The 17298-nt window shown below is 58.0% G+C and carries 16 protein-coding genes; 11 read left to right on the top strand and 5 right to left on the bottom strand.

The annotated features are described in order from the left end of the window. Nucleotides 1-7 precede the first annotated feature (7 nt). Complete coding sequence (locus FNA46_RS19830; RefSeq protein WP_143126941.1) at nucleotides 8-3304, bottom strand: DEAD/DEAH box helicase; 3297 nt, start codon at nucleotides 3302-3304, stop codon at nucleotides 8-10. 204 nt (nucleotides 3305-3508) lie between these two features. Here FNA46_RS19830 and FNA46_RS19835 point away from each other — a divergent pair, with 204 nt between their 5' ends. After that, on the top strand, nucleotides 3509-4438 hold the full coding sequence (locus FNA46_RS19835) for a DUF2971 domain-containing protein (RefSeq protein WP_143126942.1): 930 nt from the start codon (nucleotides 3509-3511) through the stop codon (nucleotides 4436-4438). A gap of 279 nt (nucleotides 4439-4717) precedes the next feature. On the opposite strand, the gene FNA46_RS19840 is transcribed toward FNA46_RS19835, so the two are convergent. Further along, nucleotides 4718-5629: an AraC family transcriptional regulator gene (locus FNA46_RS19840; protein ID WP_143126943.1), complete on the bottom strand. Its 912-nt coding sequence runs from the start codon at nucleotides 5627-5629 to the stop codon at nucleotides 4718-4720. Here FNA46_RS19840 and FNA46_RS19845 point away from each other — a divergent pair. The 3 genes from FNA46_RS19845 (at nucleotide 5623) to FNA46_RS19855 (ending at nucleotide 7394) form a co-directional block, all read left to right on the top strand. After that, on the top strand, nucleotides 5623-6471 hold the full coding sequence (locus tag FNA46_RS19845; protein WP_342782400.1) for an SDR family oxidoreductase: 849 nt from the start codon (nucleotides 5623-5625) through the stop codon (nucleotides 6469-6471). The two genes, FNA46_RS19840 and FNA46_RS19845, sit on opposite strands and share 7 nt — an antisense overlap. 183 nt (nucleotides 6472-6654) lie before the next feature. Continuing rightward, complete coding sequence (locus FNA46_RS19850) at nucleotides 6655-6858, top strand: hypothetical protein (RefSeq protein WP_143126944.1); 204 nt, start codon at nucleotides 6655-6657, stop codon at nucleotides 6856-6858. 35 nt (nucleotides 6859-6893) lie between these two features. Beyond that, nucleotides 6894-7394 (top strand): MBL fold metallo-hydrolase, encoded by a 501-nt coding sequence (locus tag FNA46_RS19855; RefSeq protein ID WP_246103226.1) that lies wholly within the window; start codon nucleotides 6894-6896, stop codon nucleotides 7392-7394. Nucleotides 7395-7550: 156 nt separating this feature from the next. Here the strand turns inward: FNA46_RS19855 and FNA46_RS19860 are convergent, their stop codons facing one another. Further along, nucleotides 7551-8462 carry an AraC family transcriptional regulator gene (locus FNA46_RS19860; RefSeq protein ID WP_143126946.1) on the bottom strand — a complete coding sequence of 304 codons (912 nt, stop codon included), beginning with the start codon at nucleotides 8460-8462 and terminating at the stop codon, nucleotides 7551-7553. A gap of 93 nt (nucleotides 8463-8555) precedes the next feature. On the opposite strand from FNA46_RS19860, the gene FNA46_RS19865 reads away from it, so the two are divergent. Next, complete coding sequence (locus FNA46_RS19865; RefSeq protein ID WP_143126947.1) at nucleotides 8556-9383, top strand: oxidoreductase; 828 nt, start codon at nucleotides 8556-8558, stop codon at nucleotides 9381-9383. A 230-nt stretch (nucleotides 9384-9613) separates the two neighbouring features. Continuing rightward, nucleotides 9614-10324 carry a DUF3313 domain-containing protein gene (locus tag FNA46_RS19870; RefSeq protein ID WP_185969922.1) on the top strand — a complete coding sequence of 237 codons (711 nt, stop codon included), beginning with the start codon at nucleotides 9614-9616 and terminating at the stop codon, nucleotides 10322-10324. A 38-nt stretch (nucleotides 10325-10362) separates the two neighbouring features. Here the strand turns inward: FNA46_RS19870 and FNA46_RS19875 are convergent, their stop codons facing one another. Further along, nucleotides 10363-11712, bottom strand: coding sequence for a sensor histidine kinase (locus FNA46_RS19875; RefSeq protein ID WP_143126949.1), 1350 nt, complete (start codon nucleotides 11710-11712; stop codon nucleotides 10363-10365). After that, a complete protein-coding gene (locus FNA46_RS19880) occupies nucleotides 11712-12434 on the bottom strand; it encodes a response regulator (RefSeq protein WP_143126950.1) in 723 nt (240 codons plus the stop codon). The genes FNA46_RS19875 and FNA46_RS19880 overlap by 1 nt, the downstream gene beginning before the upstream one ends. Nucleotides 12435-12678: 244 nt before the next feature. Here FNA46_RS19880 and FNA46_RS26165 point away from each other — a divergent pair, with 244 nt between their 5' ends. The 5 genes from FNA46_RS26165 to FNA46_RS19905 all read left to right on the top strand — a co-directional run bounded on the left by FNA46_RS26165 (nucleotide 12679) and on the right by FNA46_RS19905 (nucleotide 17281). Further along, entirely contained in the window at nucleotides 12679-13281 is a 603-nt protein-coding gene (locus FNA46_RS26165; RefSeq protein WP_185969923.1) for an SH3 domain-containing protein, read from the top strand. A gap of 701 nt (nucleotides 13282-13982) precedes the next feature. After that, nucleotides 13983-15113, top strand: coding sequence for an efflux RND transporter periplasmic adaptor subunit (locus FNA46_RS19890; RefSeq protein WP_185969924.1), 1131 nt, complete (start codon nucleotides 13983-13985; stop codon nucleotides 15111-15113). Further along, complete coding sequence (locus tag FNA46_RS19895) at nucleotides 15110-16270, top strand: ABC transporter permease (protein WP_143126953.1); 1161 nt, start codon at nucleotides 15110-15112, stop codon at nucleotides 16268-16270. The genes FNA46_RS19890 and FNA46_RS19895 overlap by 4 nt, the downstream gene beginning before the upstream one ends. After that, nucleotides 16267-17010 carry an ABC transporter ATP-binding protein gene (locus FNA46_RS19900; protein WP_143126954.1) on the top strand — a complete coding sequence of 248 codons (744 nt, stop codon included), beginning with the start codon at nucleotides 16267-16269 and terminating at the stop codon, nucleotides 17008-17010. Before FNA46_RS19895 ends, FNA46_RS19900 begins: the two co-directional genes overlap by 4 nt. 127 nt (nucleotides 17011-17137) lie before the next feature. Then, entirely contained in the window at nucleotides 17138-17281 is a 144-nt protein-coding gene (locus tag FNA46_RS19905; RefSeq protein ID WP_425468787.1) for a helix-turn-helix domain-containing protein, read from the top strand. Nucleotides 17282-17298: the final 17 nt, after the last annotated feature.

A 17298-nucleotide genomic window follows, 5' to 3' on the forward strand; every position in this document is an offset into this window, starting at 1 on the left:
GTCGGAATTAGGGTGATAGCACGACGCGGAATTTCGCCTGGGTGGTCTTCAGCAGATAGAGTTCGGTCGTTGCCAAGAGCCGTAGAGCGTCATCCGTGATCGAAGCAACCGAGCCTCCCGGCTGCACGAGTACCATCTCGAACTCGAGTTTCGCGCGGCGCGACTTCTCCTTGAAGTACGAGAGGTCCTTTATATTGCCCTTGAGAAAGCGGCTATAGCCTTCGCGTCCCCAGATTTCGTGACGTCTCTTCAGATCTTGATAAAGCGTCGGAAGCCCGGCGTGCTTTGCGGTTATACTCTTCTGTGCCTGGCCGCAGACGAGGTAGAAATTTCGAATGTCCTGCGAAACGCGTCCCTCATGGGCACCCTTGCAGTGGACTAGACATAAGCGGATCGTGGCGTCGTCGACGTCCTTGAGGCAAACAAGGTCAGCAGCTTCTCCCGCGCCGTCGTCGTTGAAGATAACGTCGTATTCGCCCTTGATCTGCTCGAACGTACGAAATTGGATCGTTTGCTGATCGCCAACCTTGTGCATCGACTCCTTGTTCAACGCGATGCCATCCCAGTTCCAGGCTTCGAGCTTTTCTCGCTGGAAGAGACCTGCGTCCAGTTTTACGGGGATGTGGTAGCAGTTGTAGGAATAGGTGCCGTCAGCATAGCGAACGATGAACGGATCTTTCTGAAGATACTCGTCCAACGAAATTGCCGGCTGTGTTCCATATCGAAAGGAGGCTGCAGGGCCGGAAATGTGTTCGTGACGATAGCCGCCGGGGATGTCGTCGCTGATGATCAGGCGGTACTCGGACGTCGCGTCGTCAGTTTCAATGCGAAAGACTACTTTCCCATCCGGCCCAACATCGCCAAGATTCAGATCTACGGCGAAGACCGGCACTTCCAAGGACCCAAAGATCACGTACTGCTTATCATTAAAGCGGGTCTGCGCCTGTTCGCCCCATTGAGCCGCAATGGGCCACGCCGCATGTGGCTTCGTCATTCTTTCCGGACGCAAGAAGTCGCGAACGATATTGCTGTCGCTTTCGACATCCGATGTGACCTTCGCCCAAGTTGCCGAGGTCCATTCGATCCAGTCTGAAATCGATCCGGCCCTCTGCTGCCAGACTTTGCCGCGACGCTGTGTTCCGCCCCACAGAACCCGCTCACCGTCCTCGTATCCAAGGCAGGCGAGGTTGTTGAGGGAAGATTCAGCCTTCTCGATACTGGCGAGTCCTTCCGTGACGTTGGGACCGAAATACGAGGTGAAGCTGATTGCACCAATCCGCGATGAACCTAGGCTTTTGACCAGCGGAAGTTCGACATTGTTGAGGATATTGAAGATTGGGGTTCCGTAGACCAGGGTCGTGTCATCGTCCGTAACCGCCTTGGCAAGCTTCTCGGATCGCAATGCATCGTAGTCGCTTGCGAACAGGCAGAGAGATCCTGCGGTTTTATCCCACCTGACGATCAGCAGGTCGTAGATCGTATCGAACACATTTTGATAGTTGCCCCAGGAGACATCGCTTGAACGGCAAACGACGGCAACCAGTACATTGTCGTGCTCGCTCAAGGCGTACCAGGTCTCGGACCCTTTAGGGAGCACCGACTCGAAGGCCAGCGGATTCCATTCAATGCATTTCGTCCGGAAGAGCTGCGCCGAAAGGGCTGGCCGAAGATTCCAGAGCGAAAGATTGGAATGGAGGTTGCCCTTTTCCTTGAGCGCCAGAACGACGTCCTGCAGCCGCAGCTCTTGGGCGATCCTGTCCTCGCTCAAGCGCTTGATGATATGGTCCCAGTCTGCGCCTTCGGCGTAAAGGTCGGCCAACTTCGCCTCCGCGTCCGGGTCGGCGATGTTTATCACAACCGAGGCCTCGCCAATCGTCTCCTTGGGGCCTTTGCGGGTGAAGCGACCGATGAACTGCAGGGTCACGGCGAGTGATTTATGTGTGTCGTGGAGTGCTGCGACCTTCAGGTAAGGCAGGTCGAATCCTTCCCCGAGCATGTCTACGCAGATCACGATCCTCGCGCCGGCGGCTCCGCGATCGAATAGCTGGTTCATTGCCTCGCGATTGACGACTGTGCGACCAGGGCCGGAGTAAACGACCACTGGGTTCAGATCCGGTGCGAGACGCTGGTAGATGCGCCCGACGGCTTCTGCGCGATCCTTGGAGGATGTTCGCGCCATCATCAGATGGTCGAGCTTCAGGTCGTCCCGATCGTGTCGGAGCGCGGCGATCGCTTCCTTGGCGATAGCGATGTCGCGCGCCTCTTCGTCACCATATTCTTCGATTGTCCTCAGATTGATGGGCCGATAGTAGTCGGCGGCTTGCGCGTCCCCGAGCTTGTAGTTGAAGATGATCTTGCCATCGATGCGCTTGCCATCTCGACGAAACGGCGTGGCCGTGAATTGAAGAATTCTTTTTCCCGCGAAATGCTCGCGGACGCCATTCCATGTTTTAGCAGTGATGTGGTGGGCCTCGTCAACAATGAGATCAGAGCATGCCTCGGCAAGTCGGGGGACTACCGCCGGGTCTGAGGCTTCCAGCACGTTTGGCAGGGCTACGATGACGTTCGCATTACGAACAATTAAATCCAGATCTTCGATGGATCCGATGCCCGTTGTGATCACCGCGACTCGTGGTTTAGCGAGTTCGTGGGCTATCACCTGTGCATCGGGCAGAACGCCGAGACCTATGAACTTGCGGGCGATCTGGCTCCGGAGCGCATCGCTTGGCACGAGAACCAGTGTGCGACCGAGACGACGATAGACAAGCGTTGCAAGCATCGTCTCCGTCTTGCCAGTACCCGTTGGAAGGACGACGGTAGCGGGTTCGAAATGCGTTCCGACCGCAAAGTGGGCTGAAATCGCGTGCAGAGCGCCTATCTGCGGAATGCGTAGGCCAGGGAGATTGTGCTCCTCGTCCTCTGTTCGAAAGTCAAATCCGTTGGTCCAGGAACTTATCACCTTTTCCGGCGTATCGGCATAGGTCGCCAGCTCGCCGAACGAATCCCATTGGATCTCTAATTCCTTGGGAAGCGCGTTCGGATCATCTACACCCAACGCGATCACCACCGGCATCATTGTTTCTATCCTTCGCGCCCCTTTATGGCGGAGGAGTATCTCGCGGTAGGGTGGATTGAGCTTCGTCTCGATGACGTCGTGACCCTTGAACTCCGAGGGCGAGATCTTAGCTCGCGTTCGAGCACCATCAAAAACGTGCTGGACGACGCGATTTCCGCCGATCTTCAAGGTACGTTCGGGAAGTGCCGGCAGCTCAAGCGTGCCGTGCCACGTAGCGAATAGGCTCATGTCGACTTTTGATAGGGTTGAATGATGGCTCGTTTCTGCGATTAATGGTCGCAGGAACGATGATATTGAATATTCGCCGTATCAAGTATTTTTGGAAGTAGTGCACGAGTAATAAACAGAAATTTGCTAGGGGATTGCAGAGAACTATTTTGCAGCGGCATCGCTGGGGATATCAAGGCTGGGGAACATGGGGCGGCATACCTAATGAAGTTGATCTTTAAGTACTTCTCAGAGAGTGTTATCGAACACGTTTTTGCGCGTGATGACTATGTCGGCATCAAGTGCAGCTTGCCAGAGGACTACAACGATCCGTTCGAGCTGTTCCTAGGCGTAGACCTTGAGCAAGGATCTGACCTGCTGGCGACGTATAGCGACGTGGTCCAGGAAATCCCTTCGTTGTTGACCACCTGCTTCTCTAGATCACCGGCAGTAACTCCAATGTGGGCGCACTATGGTAACAATCACAAAGGATTCGTGATCGGGTTTGATGTTGCCAAGCTGCAAGAGGTTTTCCCGGACCTCCTGATCCGCGAGATTATATACCGAGAGCGACCGAGTGAGACACTAATCTCGTTCGCTCAGATGGCTGCGCACCGGAAAAAGCCGAGGGACGCGATGGCCCTTCGGGACGCCGTCATTTATCAAGGCTATTTCTCGAAACATCTGGAGTGGAGTTACGAGCAGGAAGTGCGCGCCGTGAATTTCGAAGGCTATGTCGAGGACGTGAGCGGCCACAAAATTATCTACTTACCGCAGCGATGTGTCGCGGCGGTGATCTCCGGAGCAAAGTCTTCGTCGCAGACGAAAGATGCTCTTAAGGAACGGGCACAAGAACTCGGGTCCGACTTCTATGTCGGAAAAATAGGTCGCAGCTATCCGACACCTTATATGCTCACAGGAGCAGGTGGCGGCAGAGTGTTTGCGAACGGGGAGATAGTCCCTCCGATTGCGGTATGTGCTGAATGCGCGGAGCCGCTAAGAGACAAGCGAGATCTGTGTCCGTGGTGTTCTATTGATGACGCCCTAAGATTAGAGGCCGCCGCAAACAATCCTTTTAGGATCCTTGATCATTTTGGGCTGCTTGAGGAATATGTTGAAGGATATCCCGCGAGGCCACGGAAGCCCTACAAGTAAGCTCATGATCGATCGCGGGAGGGACGGCCGTCAGGTCGATGCCTCGCAGAAGCGGGGCATTTTGAAGCTTCCTTGGCTCGGGAATCATAAAGCTCGCTCACCAGTGGCGGCCGTCGATTGCCGGTCGACTTCCTCGGTTGCGAGACTCTCATCAGAGAGATCGACATTCGGCAACATCATCAATTTTTTCAGTGCTTTGGTGCGATAGGATCTGCCGGGTCGCAGGTTCAGATCCTTTCAAGAGCAATAAGAAGCGTCCGGCGGTATGCCGGAGCTTTATTAGCCCATCAGGTGCATTTTCTGACCGTAGCGAGCTGGAGACATACCTGCATATCGGGCAAAGGCGACGCTGAAACTACTGGACGAACTGTAACCAACGCGTTCAGCGACTTGATCCAAGCCAAGCTCTTGTCCGCGAAGAAGCCGGCCGGCCAAAGCCATCCGCCAAGCCATAAGATATTCCATAGGCGGCATGCCCACTGTGCGGCTGAAACGGGCGAAGAAGGCCGAGCGCGACAAAGATGCCTCGGAAGCTAGCCGCGCAATCGTCCAAGAATAGTCCGGTTTCGCATGAAAGGCGCGCAGCGCGGCTGCAACACGATCATCAGCTAGGCCGCGAGCTAAGCCAGCCGGCGCATTGTGTGCCTCACAGCCGCATCGCAATGCCTCGATCAGCAATACCTCCAGCAACCGTTCAAGCACAAGCTCGCGTGCCGGGCGATGCGCAAGGGTCTCGTCGCCGACCAATTGCGTCAGCGTCGCGAGCCGCGACTCCCCGCGCGCAAGGACGACGTGTGGAAGCAGCGGCACCAGCAGCGCAACGTCCGGCGAACCAAACGAACAATGCCCGATCCGGATGCGGAGGTTTGACAGCTCGTCTTCACCGCCGACACGAAAACGGCCCTCGCCGATCTCGATCGGTTCTCTTGATGTCTCCTCCTGCGGCAAGTCGAGGCTTTCCTTGATCAAGTCGCGCATCGCCGGAACCAGCAGGAAATCCCCCGCCTGCAACAGCAGGGGCGGTTGCCCGTCAACTGTCACACGACAATGACCCTCCAACACTGCGCAGTAGAAGGGATCTCCGGTCCCCTTCCGGTCGAACCTCCAGGAGCCGGCGCACTCGATAAGCTTGGAAAAGCGAGCCTTTGGCTGGAGCAGCGTTACGACTTCGGCGAGAGGATCGGGTGTCATCCAGGACTATTTCGAAAGAAATCGATATCCAGAGCCATATCACGTCCTGGGCGGCTCCGATAGATTGTCGTCAACATCAACATGCGGAGTTTCTTATGCCAGCAATCCTAATTACGGGCTGCTCTTCTGGCTTCGGGCTGGAGACTGCCCGGCTGTTTGTCGATCGCGGCTGGGATGTGGCGGCCACCATGCGAACACCAGACACCACGCTAATTCCTCCGTCTGAGAGGCTTCGAGTCCTACAACTCGACGTCACCGACCCGGTGAGTGTCGCCCGTGCCGTCGCCGAGGCTGGCCCTATTGAGGTCCTGGTCAATAATGCCGGCTTCGGCGTGCCGTCGCCGGTCGAACTGACCGAACCCGAGATCGCGCGCGCAATGTTCGAGACCAACACGTTGGGCACGCTTGCGATGATCCAGGCGGTACTCCCATCGTTTCGTGAGCGCCGGTCGGGAGTCATCATCAACGTCTCATCGTCGACCACGCTTAAGTCGCAGCCAATGGTCGGCATGTACAGGGCCAGCAAAGCGGCGGTCAATTCCATGACCGAGACGCTGGCCCTGGAAGTACGCGAGTTTGGCGTGCGCGCCCATTTGGTCGTACCGGGGAGTGCGCCCGGGACGCGGTTCGGCGAAAACGGCATGCCGCATCTGCAGGGCCGCGACAACGCCGATTATGCGCCGATGATCGAGCGCATCGTCGCACACATGCGCAACCAGTCGGGACCTATAACCCATGCGTCGGACGTCGGTTCGGCGATCTGGCGATGTGCCACAGACCCGGCATCGCCATTCCGCCTCGCCGCAGGGCGCGATGCGGAAGCCTTGATGGCGGGGGCGTAATATGCTGGGTGCGGCGACCCATAAAATTGAAGAGACGGTGAGTGTATGACGGGTTATTTGTAAGTTCGTGGAGATGGTCGAATACAGACCTCGCGGCTCTGATACGCGCTTTTTGCAATCTTCGTCCGGCCCTGGTTCTCCGCCTACCATTCCCCCGATTAGCTTCTTTAGAGGAACAGTGTCATGTCGAAACCGTTCGAGCGTACCGTTGGACGCTACACTATTTCCAAGATAACCGAGCTGGAACTTACCGACTTTTCGCCCGCAAGGCTGTTTCCCGAATTCGGTGATCAGGCGACGGACCCGAAGCTTTTTCCCCCTGGCCTGTTGTCGCCCGCAGGAAACATCATTCTCAGCAGCCATAGCTGGTTGATCTCATTCTCCTAACTCATCTCCATTGCGATCATGTCGGATGGAATACAATCTGGGACGGCGAAATCTGGCACCCGACCTTTCCGAATGCGCGCTACGTGTTCAGCGCCAAAGAGTATGGTTTCTTCTCTTCTCCCGACAACCATATCGATCGGCATCGTACCAGTTTCATGGCCCGCGCCGATAGTGTCGATCCCGTTGTCAAAGCCTGCCAGGCGGTCATGATCCCCGTCGACGGTAGCGATGTTTTTCCCGGTATTCGCTACCTGTCGACGCCCGGCCACAGTCCGTTTCACGCTTCAATCGCGATCGATACCGAGGAGGGGACGGCCCTGTTCGCCGGCGACACGATGCATCACGATGCCCAAGTTTTCAGACCGGAGGTAAATTCGATCTTTGACGCGGACGCAGATCTCGCGCGCCACTCTCTAGAGATCCTTCTCGATACGGCGAGTACTTCCGGGACCATCGTGTTCGGCGCGCATCTGGCCGGCGGTTCCGCTATAAAGATTACAAAAACCGCAAAGGGATACCGCTGGCAGGACGCCTAGAGCATTCCTGAAAAAGCGCGAGCGACACGTCAAACGCAGCCGCACCTTTCACGCACGCTTCGCTGTGAGCTCGACATACGTCTGCCCGGACGATCGTAACGCGTGGAACGCGTCCGTTGACGCGTATTGCACCGGCTTGCTGCGCCACTTCGGCAACTAGACCTGTTCTCCCAGGTGATGTCGGACCCATTTTGCCTCTTCCGATGCGGTACGCCCGAATTGCCGTCTGAAATCGCGACTGAATTGCGCCGCACTGACATAGCCTACTGAAGCTGCAACCTCTGCGATCGTTCCAGTCTGGCGAGCGATCATTAGCCTCGCCTCGTGGAGCCGCATCGCCTTCACATACTGCATTGGGGTGGTGCCGGTGAGTTCCTTGAAATGGACATGGTAGGAAGGAACGCTCATGCCTGCATCTCTAGCCAGATCCGCAACGGCGATCTCGGAACCATGATTTTCCCGTAGCCACGCCAAGCTCGCGACCAGTTTCCCCGAAGTCCCCTTCCGCTGCAGGGCCGCAACCAATGCGCCGCCTTGAGGGCCTGACATGACCCGGTAATGCAGTTCACGCAGGGTTGAGCCTCCGAGGACTGCGACCTCGACCGGGCTGTCGAGCACCATCAGCAAGCGCAGCAGGACGTCTTCGATCCTGCTATCCATTCTGCTCGAGGCGAGCCCTCTCGGCGTGGCGCTCGTAGGACCGGCAAATCTTTCGACCTGCATGGCGATCTCGGCTGCCATCCGCATATCGAACTCCAGATAAACCGCAAGCAGCGGCCGCTGCGGACTGGCTGTCGACGTCATCCGGAAAGGGACGGGTACCGAAACGGCAAGATAGTGGTCCTCGTCGTAGAGGTAGATTTCCCCATCCAGTATGCCGTGTTTGCTCCCCTGCAAGACGAAGACGGCCCCTGGTTTATAAAGAACCGGAATGTCATTCAGCATTGCCTCGGTGCGGAGGATCCGGACACAGCCGAGCGCAGTTTGATTATACCCAAGACGAGGCGCGAGTTGGCCGGCTAGGACGACAAGCTGGTCATGGGCGGAGAGCGGCTTTTTGTGGTTCATAGGATTTGGCAAAGTTTTGAAAGGATACGCAATCGAATTGATGCGATCTGTAGACTATCTGTCACTTCCATCGTCAATCAAGGAGTTTCAGACATGTCGCCAAAGACCTTCTTCATCACGGGAGCGAATTCGGGCTTCGGGCTGGCGATTGCCACCGCAGCAATCGAAGCCGGTCACAAGGTCATCGGGACCATCCGCTCCGAAGCGTCGCGTGATAGGTTGTCAAAGACGCTGCCGACACTCCACCCGGTCCTCTGTGACGTCACCGATTTCGATCGCATTCCGGATGTGGTTCAGCAGGCGGAGGAAGAACACGGTCCAGTCGGCGTACTGATCAACAACGCAGGATACGGGCACGAGGGTGTGCTTGAGGAATCGCCCATCGAGGAGATGCGCCGCCAGTTCGACGTTAACGTGTTCGGCGCCGTCGCGGTGGCCAAGGCGTTTCTTCCGAGGTTCCGTGAGCGCCGCCGCGGCTTTATCGTCAACGTCACGTCGATGGGCGGCATGATCACCATGCCCGGCATCGCCTATTACTGCGGCAGCAAGTTCGCACTGCAGGGCATTTCCGAAGTCATGCGTTCTGAAATGGCGCCGTTCGGCGTCCACGTCACGACGCTCTGCCCGGGCTCATTTCGAACAGACTGGGCAGGTCGTTCCATGATCCGAACCGAGCGTTCCATTGCGGACTACGACAGCCTTTTCGATCCGATCCGCGAGGCGCGTCAGGCGGTCAGCGGCAAGCAACTCGGTAATCCGCAAAAGCTGGCCGCGGCGGTTCTAACCCTCATCGAGTTCGACAATCCTCCGCCGCAACTGCTTCTTGGTAGCGATGCGCTCAGGCACGTGACGGCACGGATTGAGCGTTTGCAACACGAAATCGACGCGTGGAAAGCGCTAACCGTCTCTACTGACGGCTAGTGTATTTCCGGCTTTCACGGCACCTCCAGAGACCAAACCATTCCAAACCAACGCTCGTCCCGGAACGACAGGGAAGCGCGACGCTGATCCGGTGGTGCTGCAACAAAACGTTATATTCATGAAATGCTGCAGCAACACTCCTGCCTGCTTATGCGTCACGCCCCCTTATGCGCCATCTCCAGATTTGGCCCGGCAAGGTTGTGCGACCGTTCCGGAGCGAGAAGACGAACATGGATGCACTGCGACCAATCGTGCGAACGTTTCACAGGGCAATATTGATCCTAGGGATGAGCGCCCTCTGTGCGTCGTGCTCGACCAAACCTACCCTATACCGGGATCTGACCTCAAGCCGTCAACTGCGCGCAACCAGCCCGCAGACCGATCAGCGCGTTGCTTTCAACACACACCTCGACCCGGGTGCCCTCAAGCTTTACGCTTCAGTTATCGTGGAGCCTGTTCGGATCTATCGGGGCAAAGACGGCCAGTTCGGAGATCTATCCGAACAGTCCAAGACAGAACTGGCCCGCTATGCCGACCAAGCTTTCAGACGCGAGCTGGCGCGCCAGCAACTCCTTGATGTGGAGCCAGGGAAAGATGCGTTGAGAATGCGCGTCACGCTGACCGGCGCGACAAGCAACGTCCCCGTACTCAGCACCGCAACGAGAGTGACACCCGTCGGCTTTGCCATGAGCGGGCTTCGATCTGCTGCGGATAAAGAGGGTAATTTTTCCGGCGCTGTGATCTATGCGGTCGAACTCTTCAATGCCGCTAACGGCAGGCTCGTCTATGCCTTCATAACAAGGGAGTACCCGAACGCGTTGAACATTACCGCAACGATACTCCCGTTAGACGCGGCCAAGGCTGGGATCGAGCGTGGGGCTTCGACAACTGCGACGGCTCTAAAATCACTGATGGGTACGCGCCGTCAATCTGATCCGTGATCACAAGCATGATCAGTAACCTGTAAAAATCACGGCATCTAATATTCGTATATCGGGATCCGAACCTCGATCCGTGCACCGCCGCTCTTCGCCGTCCCAATCGACAGATCGCCTCCATGCGCCTGGGCGAGATTTTTGGCGATGGCGAGCCCCAGCCCTGCGCCACCGGTGTCGCGATTGCGGGACGCCTCCCCGCGAACAAAGGGCTCGGTCAGAAGATTGGCCAGGTCGGAGGGGATGCCGGGACCATCATCTTCGACCCTGAGTACCGCAAACCCGGCATCAACCATGACCGAAACACGGGCTGATCCCGCGTATTTGACGGCATTGTCGATCAGGTTGCCGACCACCCGTCTCAGCGACAGCGGATCGCCCAGGATGAAAGTATGTCCACCCGCCGGAGGCAGAAAGCGGACATCAGCCCCTGCCTTTTGCCTTTCGCTCGCTTCGCTGCGTGCAAGAGGCGTGAGATCAAGGAGTTCCTGCGGCAGATCACCCGCTCCGATCCGGGCGGCGAGTAGCGCATCGTCGAGCATGTGGATCATGTCCGTAATGTCTCGGATCGCGCGCTCCCTCTTGTCCTGATCGGGTATGGCATCGATCTTGAGCCGTAAACGCGTCGCGAAGGTGCGGACATCGTGCGAAATGCCGGCGATCATTGCCAGTCTGGATCGCATCAACTGCGACAGCCGGTGTTGCATCTGATCGAAAGCCGTCACCAGGGCCTTGATCTCGGCACTTCGCCCCTTGGTATCGGGAAGCCTGGTCGTCTCGCCGTTCAGATCGATGTGATCGACGGCGCGCGCCAGCTCACCCAGCGGTCTGATCTCGCGGAAGAGAATAAGCAGCGCTCCGAGAGCTGCGATGCTTCCGAGAAGTCCGGCGCCGAGGCCGATCGGTAGTCCGAACGGTGTGGCGATAACGGGCGATGTGTTTGTTATGATCAGCATTTCGCCCGTGCGCATGCCAATTCGGAATTCGAACGTCGACCTGTCGTTCCAGGGAAAATGGGGAATGTCGCGTTGCGCCCGAGATGCGGCGAAGCGAGCAACGGCGAAGGTCCGGTCGCCAAGGCGACTGCGATAGGGCCCGGCAAGCTCGTTGCTTACGGTTCCGGACGCATTGCCGGATGCCATTTTCTCGGAAGGCGCAGTGATGCGCAGGGACAGGATCGGCGTATTGAGTGCTGCAAGGATACCTGGCCGTTGATGGGGAGGGGCGTTTTCCAGCGCCTCGACGACGGCAGCCAGTCGGTCGGGTGACGGTCGAAAACTCTGCTCCTCCCAATCCTTGCCGAGGTAGGAACTCATCACCATGATCAGCCAGACGATCAGTATGAGAACGATGACGATGGCTGAGAGGCGTCGGGCAAGAGTGAGCGATGCCACTACGGCACCTGCTGAACGAGCGCAGTGAACAGATATCCCCCGTTTCGCACCGTGTTGATCAGGTTGGAGCCGGGGCTCGCCGTCTCGATTTTTTTCCGCAACCGGGAGATCAGCACGTCGACGGTGCGATCGAATGGCTCGGCCGAGCGCCCGCGTGTCCAGTCCAGGATTTGGTCGCGTGTCAGAACACGGCGAGGCCGATTGAGAAAACAGGCAAGCAGATCGAACTCCGCGCTGGTCAGGATCAGGGCGACACCCTGATTGTCGCTCACCTGGCGCGCGTCGAGGTCGACGACGAAATTATCGAAGCTAAGTCGGCGTGACGGGGCGCTGACGATCGGGCTGTGCATGTTGACGCGGCGCAAAAGCGCCCTGATGCGGGCGGTCAGTTCGCGTGGACTGAACGGTTTTACAAGATAATCATCGGCCCCCACCTCCAGTCCGACAACGCGATCGATCTCGTCCCCCTTGGCCGTCAGCATCAGGATTGGCACGGTATTATTCGTTCGCAACCGGCGGCAGATGGAAAGGCCATCCTCTCCCGGCAACATGAGATCAAGGATGACGAGGTCGGGAATGGTCCTGGTGAGTGCGTCGTCCATCTCGCGACCGTCGCTGGTCTGGATGACGACAAAACCTTCTGCAGCGAGAAGTTCCGCCAAGAGAGTGCGGATCTCGATATCGTCTTCAACAATCAGGATCGATGGGCTGGGCGTCTGCATGTGCCCAGTTTTGTTGGGACAGTTGCGAAAGGCAAGCAGCCTTTCGGATTTTTACAAACGCTTGCACCCCGTTAACAAACTGAAACAAAACGACATGCCCGGTTCAAAGGCGGTTTACGGCGGACCTCTACATCTCCGCATGTCGATCGTCGGCCCGAAGGCTGACATCAACAGGCGCCGGCCCGCAGTTTGGTCTGCTTTAGCGCGTCGAGCCGCCGGGTGCTGGTTAATCAGGAGAATGTTGATGCGGAACTGGAAAGAAACATCGCTTGGTCTGGTCGCGGGATTTGCCGCCATGGTCGGCACCATGATGCCTGATCCAGCTTCGGCCGCCATGTCCGCGGTCGCGGTGACGAGTGTCAATATGCGGGCAGGTCCAAGTACAGCCTATCCGATTGTCGTCGGGCTTCCATCCCAGGCAGCCCTCACGGTCTACGGGTGTACGGCGAATACCACATGGTGCGACGTGTCCTGGGGACGAGAGCGCGGGTGGGTTTCGGCGAGTTATGTGCAGGTATTCTATCGTGGCACTCCGACGGTAGTGACGCCGGTGGTCGCTCCGGTCGTGGGCATCACTGTCGTCAGCTTCAACCAGACCTATTGGAACTCCTATTACGTCGGCCGCCCCTGGTACGGCCAGTGGAATGCCTATTATCTTCCTGCAGCACCCCCGCCCCGTGGTGGCGCGGTTGCCGGCTGCAGCGATCGCGGCTGCGGTGCTGCGGTTGTGAGACCGGGCCATGTCGCCTTCGGCCATTGCACTGATGGGACCTGCAGCGGCACCTCAATCAATCGCGGGCCCTTCGGCAACGTCCGGGTCCGTCATGGCTCATTCTCCCGCGACTGACAGCTCTCGCCAGCCCGCCCAACTTAAGAGTGGTAACATGAACAAATACGCATTGGCCCTTGTCCTTTCTCTGGCGGCTGCTTCAAGCGTCTCGGCTCAGCAGCTCTCTATGTCTCAGAAATTGCGGATCCGGGAGGATTGCGGTGATGACTTCCGGAAGCTTTGCCCCGGTCTGCGCCCAGGGGGCGGTCAACTGATGGGCTGCGTCCAGAGCAAAAAGGACCAACTCTCAAAGACTTGCTCGGAGACACTCGCAAAGCTGGCGCCAAAGAAGCCGGATTAGCTTCGTTTCCGCTCGCCACCGCCGCCCCCGACGAGTGGCCACTGCGCCTGACGGCGGCCCCCGCCGTCCGCCAGGCGCTCGATCTCATGCTTATGCCATCCGTTCTTAGGTCGCCGCTCTTTTTCCGACGCCCACTGCGATAGCGATCATGCCGATGCATCAAGGCGAGGCGCCATGATCATACAATTGTCTGGAGTGTAGTTTCTTGCATCCAAGTATAGCCAACATGTCGGGGAAAAAGGACTCCCAGGGTGAGGACGTCACCCCTCAACGAACGGGTGAACCTGACGACAAAAAGACTGTCAGTCCGATGCCGTTGGCCTCGATCGCTCCTATCGGAGATCGATCCCGAGAAACTTCGAAGCCCGAGGGCGCCGTCCGGCCTCCTTCTGCGCCACGTCGGCCAGGCAGAACGGTAGTGTTGCTTGCCGTCGGCCTCCTCGCGATAACTGCAATTCTGCTGTCTATCCGCTATCTGGTGCCCAAGCCTGCAAAGTTGATGCCAGTGGGTACGGGCTTTTTCCAAGCGGAGTTAAAAGGCCCCGGCACCTTGGACGCGATCAACAAGGCCAATGTCAGTTCCAGTTTGCAAGGCGTGATCACGGCTCTGCATGTCGATCGCAATGACGTGTTGCGCAAGGGGGAGATCATCGCCGAGATCAGCGCCGACGATTTGCGAGCCCAAATTGGCGTCGCGCGTGCTTCGCAAGAGGCGGCACGCAAGGCGGTGGAAGCAGCATATGCGGACAGCCGCCGTGCTGAGGCCACGCTTGCGAATGCCCGCTCGACACTTGCTCGCGAAATGGAGATGCAGCGCACCGGAGCGTCGTCGCGTTCAGCGCTGGAGGCGGCCCAAACCGCCGTCCAGCAGGGTGAGGCGGATCTATCCAAGGCGCAATCCTTTATCCGGCAGGCCGAAGCGCAAGAGGCTCAAGCCGCTGCAACGGTTGAAATGAACCAGGCACAATTGGACAAGTCCGTCATCCGGGCGCCGATCGATGGCGTTGTGGTTGCCCGAGACCTCAATCTCGGCGATGTCGTCTCACCTGGCACTGCAATCGTTGAACTTGTCGATCCTTCAAGCATCGTGCTGACGGCCCGCTTTGATGAAAGCGCGATTGCTTCCCTGTCCCAAGGCCAAGGCGTAAAAATCACGTTCAATTCGCAAGGTGAGCTTCCTATCGACGGCAAAGTCCTCCGCATTGGGCGGGAGGTCGACACCGAGACGCGAGAGTTCACCGTCGACATCACGCCGCAGCGACTGCCATCGAATTGGGCGATTGGGCAGCGTAGTACTGCTGTTATCGCCATTGAGGGCAGGTCAGACGTCATTTCCGTTCCAGCTTCGGCAATTGTTCGAAAAGATGGGCATCCCGGGGTATGGGCGGTCGCTGGAGGCCGCGCTGCATGGCGGCCCGTGGAACTCGGATCGATTGGCGGAAACCTGGTTGAGGTACGCAGCGGTCTCAATAAGGGAGATGTCGTCATGACCGACCCGAAGCGGGTCTACGCCTTCATGCCTGTCGCGCGTTCGGAGTCTCGGCCATGAATATCGGTCTCAAGGACATCCGCCACAACCTGGGACGTTTTTTGATGACCGCGGCCGGCGTGGCTTTTCTGGTTACCGCGTCTATCGGCATGATCGGTCTTTACAGGGGCATAGTTGCGGATGCCATGGTGATTATTGACGGAATTGGCGCGGATCTGTGGGTGGTACAAGGGGGGCGGTCCGGCCCCTTTTCCGAAAGTTCTGCGATATCCTCCGAGATGGATCGCAGGGTTGAGAGCATTGCCGGCGTGGCGAGTGTCCGCCGCTTCGTGCAGATCAGCCAGCAATTTGCCTTTCGCGGTCGGCAGTTGCGCGCCTCCATTACAGGGATCGATTATCCCAAGGACCGAGGGGAATGGGTGCCGCTGACAGCAGGTCGATATCTGGAAAACGGCCACTTCGAGGCCATTGCAGACGCAAGCATCGGGCTCGGTCTCGGTGACATAGTTCGGCTGGGACAGGACGATTACACGATCGTTGGCCTGGCGCACGGGATGGTCGACATGAGTGGTGACGGACTGCTTTTCGTGACCGTGAACGATGCCATGGCGATTGCCCAGCGTCGAACCAGTGAGGAGGTGCTGCTTGCCCGAAAGGAGCCAAACGCTGGCCGAACCGGGGCAGGCGGCAGTTCAGTGCAACAGGACAGCAAGATTGCCGCGACGCTGGTAACGCTGCAGCCGGCTGCCAACGAGATGGCCGTCCACGCAGCGATCATGGCCTGGGGAGATGCAAACGTTCTGAGCAAGGCTGATCAGGAAAGCCTGCTTCTGAACCAGAGGCTTTGGCGGCTGAGAGTGCAGATCCTCGCCTTCACCGCGGTCCTCATGCTGGTGATGGCGATCGTCGTTTCGCTGATCATCTATATGCTGACCATGGAAAAGCGTCATCAGATCGCCATGCTGAAGCTGATTGGCGCACGCAACTCCGTCATTGTCAGCATGATTGCCCAGCAGTCCTATCTGATCGGGGCAGGCGGCTTGGTTCTCGGCCTTGGCTTGTCTCATCTGATCTTCCCCTACTTTCCGCGCAGGGTTGTGATTGATCTCCCTGACATCGGCATACTTGCGCTTGCCATGGCTGCTATTTGTGGGTTCGCCAGCCTGCTTGGCATTTCGAGGGCCCTCAAAGTTCGGGCGCAGGAAATCCTGTCATGAGCGAAAGCCCGATTCTCAGCGTTCGCAATGCGTCCAGACACTACCGCAGCGGCGAGACTGTGGTGCGTGCCCTCGATGGCGTCTCGTTCGATATCCACCCGGGCGAAGTCGTTGGCATCCTGGGGCCGAGTGGGTCGGGCAAAAGTACAATGCTGCTGATTGCCGGGCTCTTGGAGCCGCCCACGACCGGCGAAGTCTACATCCGCGAGCGGCTCGTTTCAGAGCCAGGTGCCGACCTCGACAGCCTCCGTGACTTCAGGCGCAACAATATCGGTTTCGTTTTCCAGAAGGCCAATCTCATTCCGTTTCTGACGGCGGTGGAAAACGTGGCGCTGGCACTCGAGATCGACGATGTGCCTGCGCGGGCGGCGCGCGGCTATGCTTCGCACCTCCTCGGCAGTGTCGATCTCGCGCATCGCGTCGGCAATCTTCCGGCACGGCTGTCGGGAGGCGAGCAGCAACGCGTCGCCGTTGCGCGGGCGTTGGCAAATGATCCTGCCCTCATCCTTGCTGACGAGCCGACGGCAGCGCTCGACAGCGTGCGCGGACGGCAGGTGATCTCTCTGTTTCGGCAGATCGCCGATACGAGGCGTGCGGGCGTTGCGGTAGTCACCCATGATCCGCGTGTGCAGGACCTGTTTGATCGAACTATCGAACTTAGAGACGGTCGGGTCGTGTCCGAGAACGTCACCGCGCCTGTGACGAGCGACGGAGCTGCCACGACACGCAGCAGGACATGACAAGCAGCGCTTGCGAGGTCTTCAAGCACTGATTGTTGGTTTGAGAACCAGTTCAGCCCATCGCCGGAAGGTGTTAGGCGTGAGCAACGCCGTCGTTCTCGAGAGGAGATGATCCATTCCCTCGTTCTTGGCGGTCAGCATTGATGCTGATCGACTGGCTAATTCCGATAGATCAGTGTCGGCGGTCGCTTCATCGGTTGGCTATGAATCAGAGAGCGCATTTGGTTTGGCCTTCAAACAGACGGTGGGTTGCTCGCCGCAAAAGTACTGAATAGCCCCGAGATTTGT

It is taken from the genome of Affinirhizobium straminoryzae (assembly GCF_007004135.1).
In the GTDB taxonomy this organism is placed as follows: domain Bacteria; phylum Pseudomonadota; class Alphaproteobacteria; order Rhizobiales; family Rhizobiaceae; genus Neorhizobium; species Neorhizobium straminoryzae.

What these genes read in the sequence shown, in the direction of transcription:
- FNA46_RS19830 (WP_143126941.1), bottom strand. Translation starts at nt 3,304, where the DNA reads ATGAGCCTATTCGCTACGTGGCACGGCACGCTTGAGCTGCCGGCACTT.
- FNA46_RS19865 (WP_143126947.1), top strand. Translation starts at nt 8,556, where the DNA reads ATGTCGCCAAAGACCTTCTTCATCACGGGAGCGAATTCGGGCTTCGGG.
- FNA46_RS19840 (WP_143126943.1), bottom strand. Translation starts at nt 5,629, where the DNA reads ATGACACCCGATCCTCTCGCCGAAGTCGTAACGCTGCTCCAGCCAAAG.
- FNA46_RS26165 (WP_185969923.1), top strand. Translation starts at nt 12,679, where the DNA reads ATGCGGAACTGGAAAGAAACATCGCTTGGTCTGGTCGCGGGATTTGCC.
- FNA46_RS19850 (WP_143126944.1), top strand. Translation starts at nt 6,655, where the DNA reads ATGTCGAAACCGTTCGAGCGTACCGTTGGACGCTACACTATTTCCAAG.
- FNA46_RS19880 (WP_143126950.1), bottom strand. Translation starts at nt 12,434, where the DNA reads ATGCAGACGCCCAGCCCATCGATCCTGATTGTTGAAGACGATATCGAG.
- FNA46_RS19870 (WP_185969922.1), top strand. Translation starts at nt 9,614, where the DNA reads ATGGATGCACTGCGACCAATCGTGCGAACGTTTCACAGGGCAATATTG.
- FNA46_RS19835 (WP_143126942.1), top strand. Translation starts at nt 3,509, where the DNA reads ATGAAGTTGATCTTTAAGTACTTCTCAGAGAGTGTTATCGAACACGTT.
- FNA46_RS19860 (WP_143126946.1), bottom strand. Translation starts at nt 8,462, where the DNA reads ATGAACCACAAAAAGCCGCTCTCCGCCCATGACCAGCTTGTCGTCCTA.
- FNA46_RS19895 (WP_143126953.1), top strand. Translation starts at nt 15,110, where the DNA reads ATGAATATCGGTCTCAAGGACATCCGCCACAACCTGGGACGTTTTTTG.
- FNA46_RS19900 (WP_143126954.1), top strand. Translation starts at nt 16,267, where the DNA reads ATGAGCGAAAGCCCGATTCTCAGCGTTCGCAATGCGTCCAGACACTAC.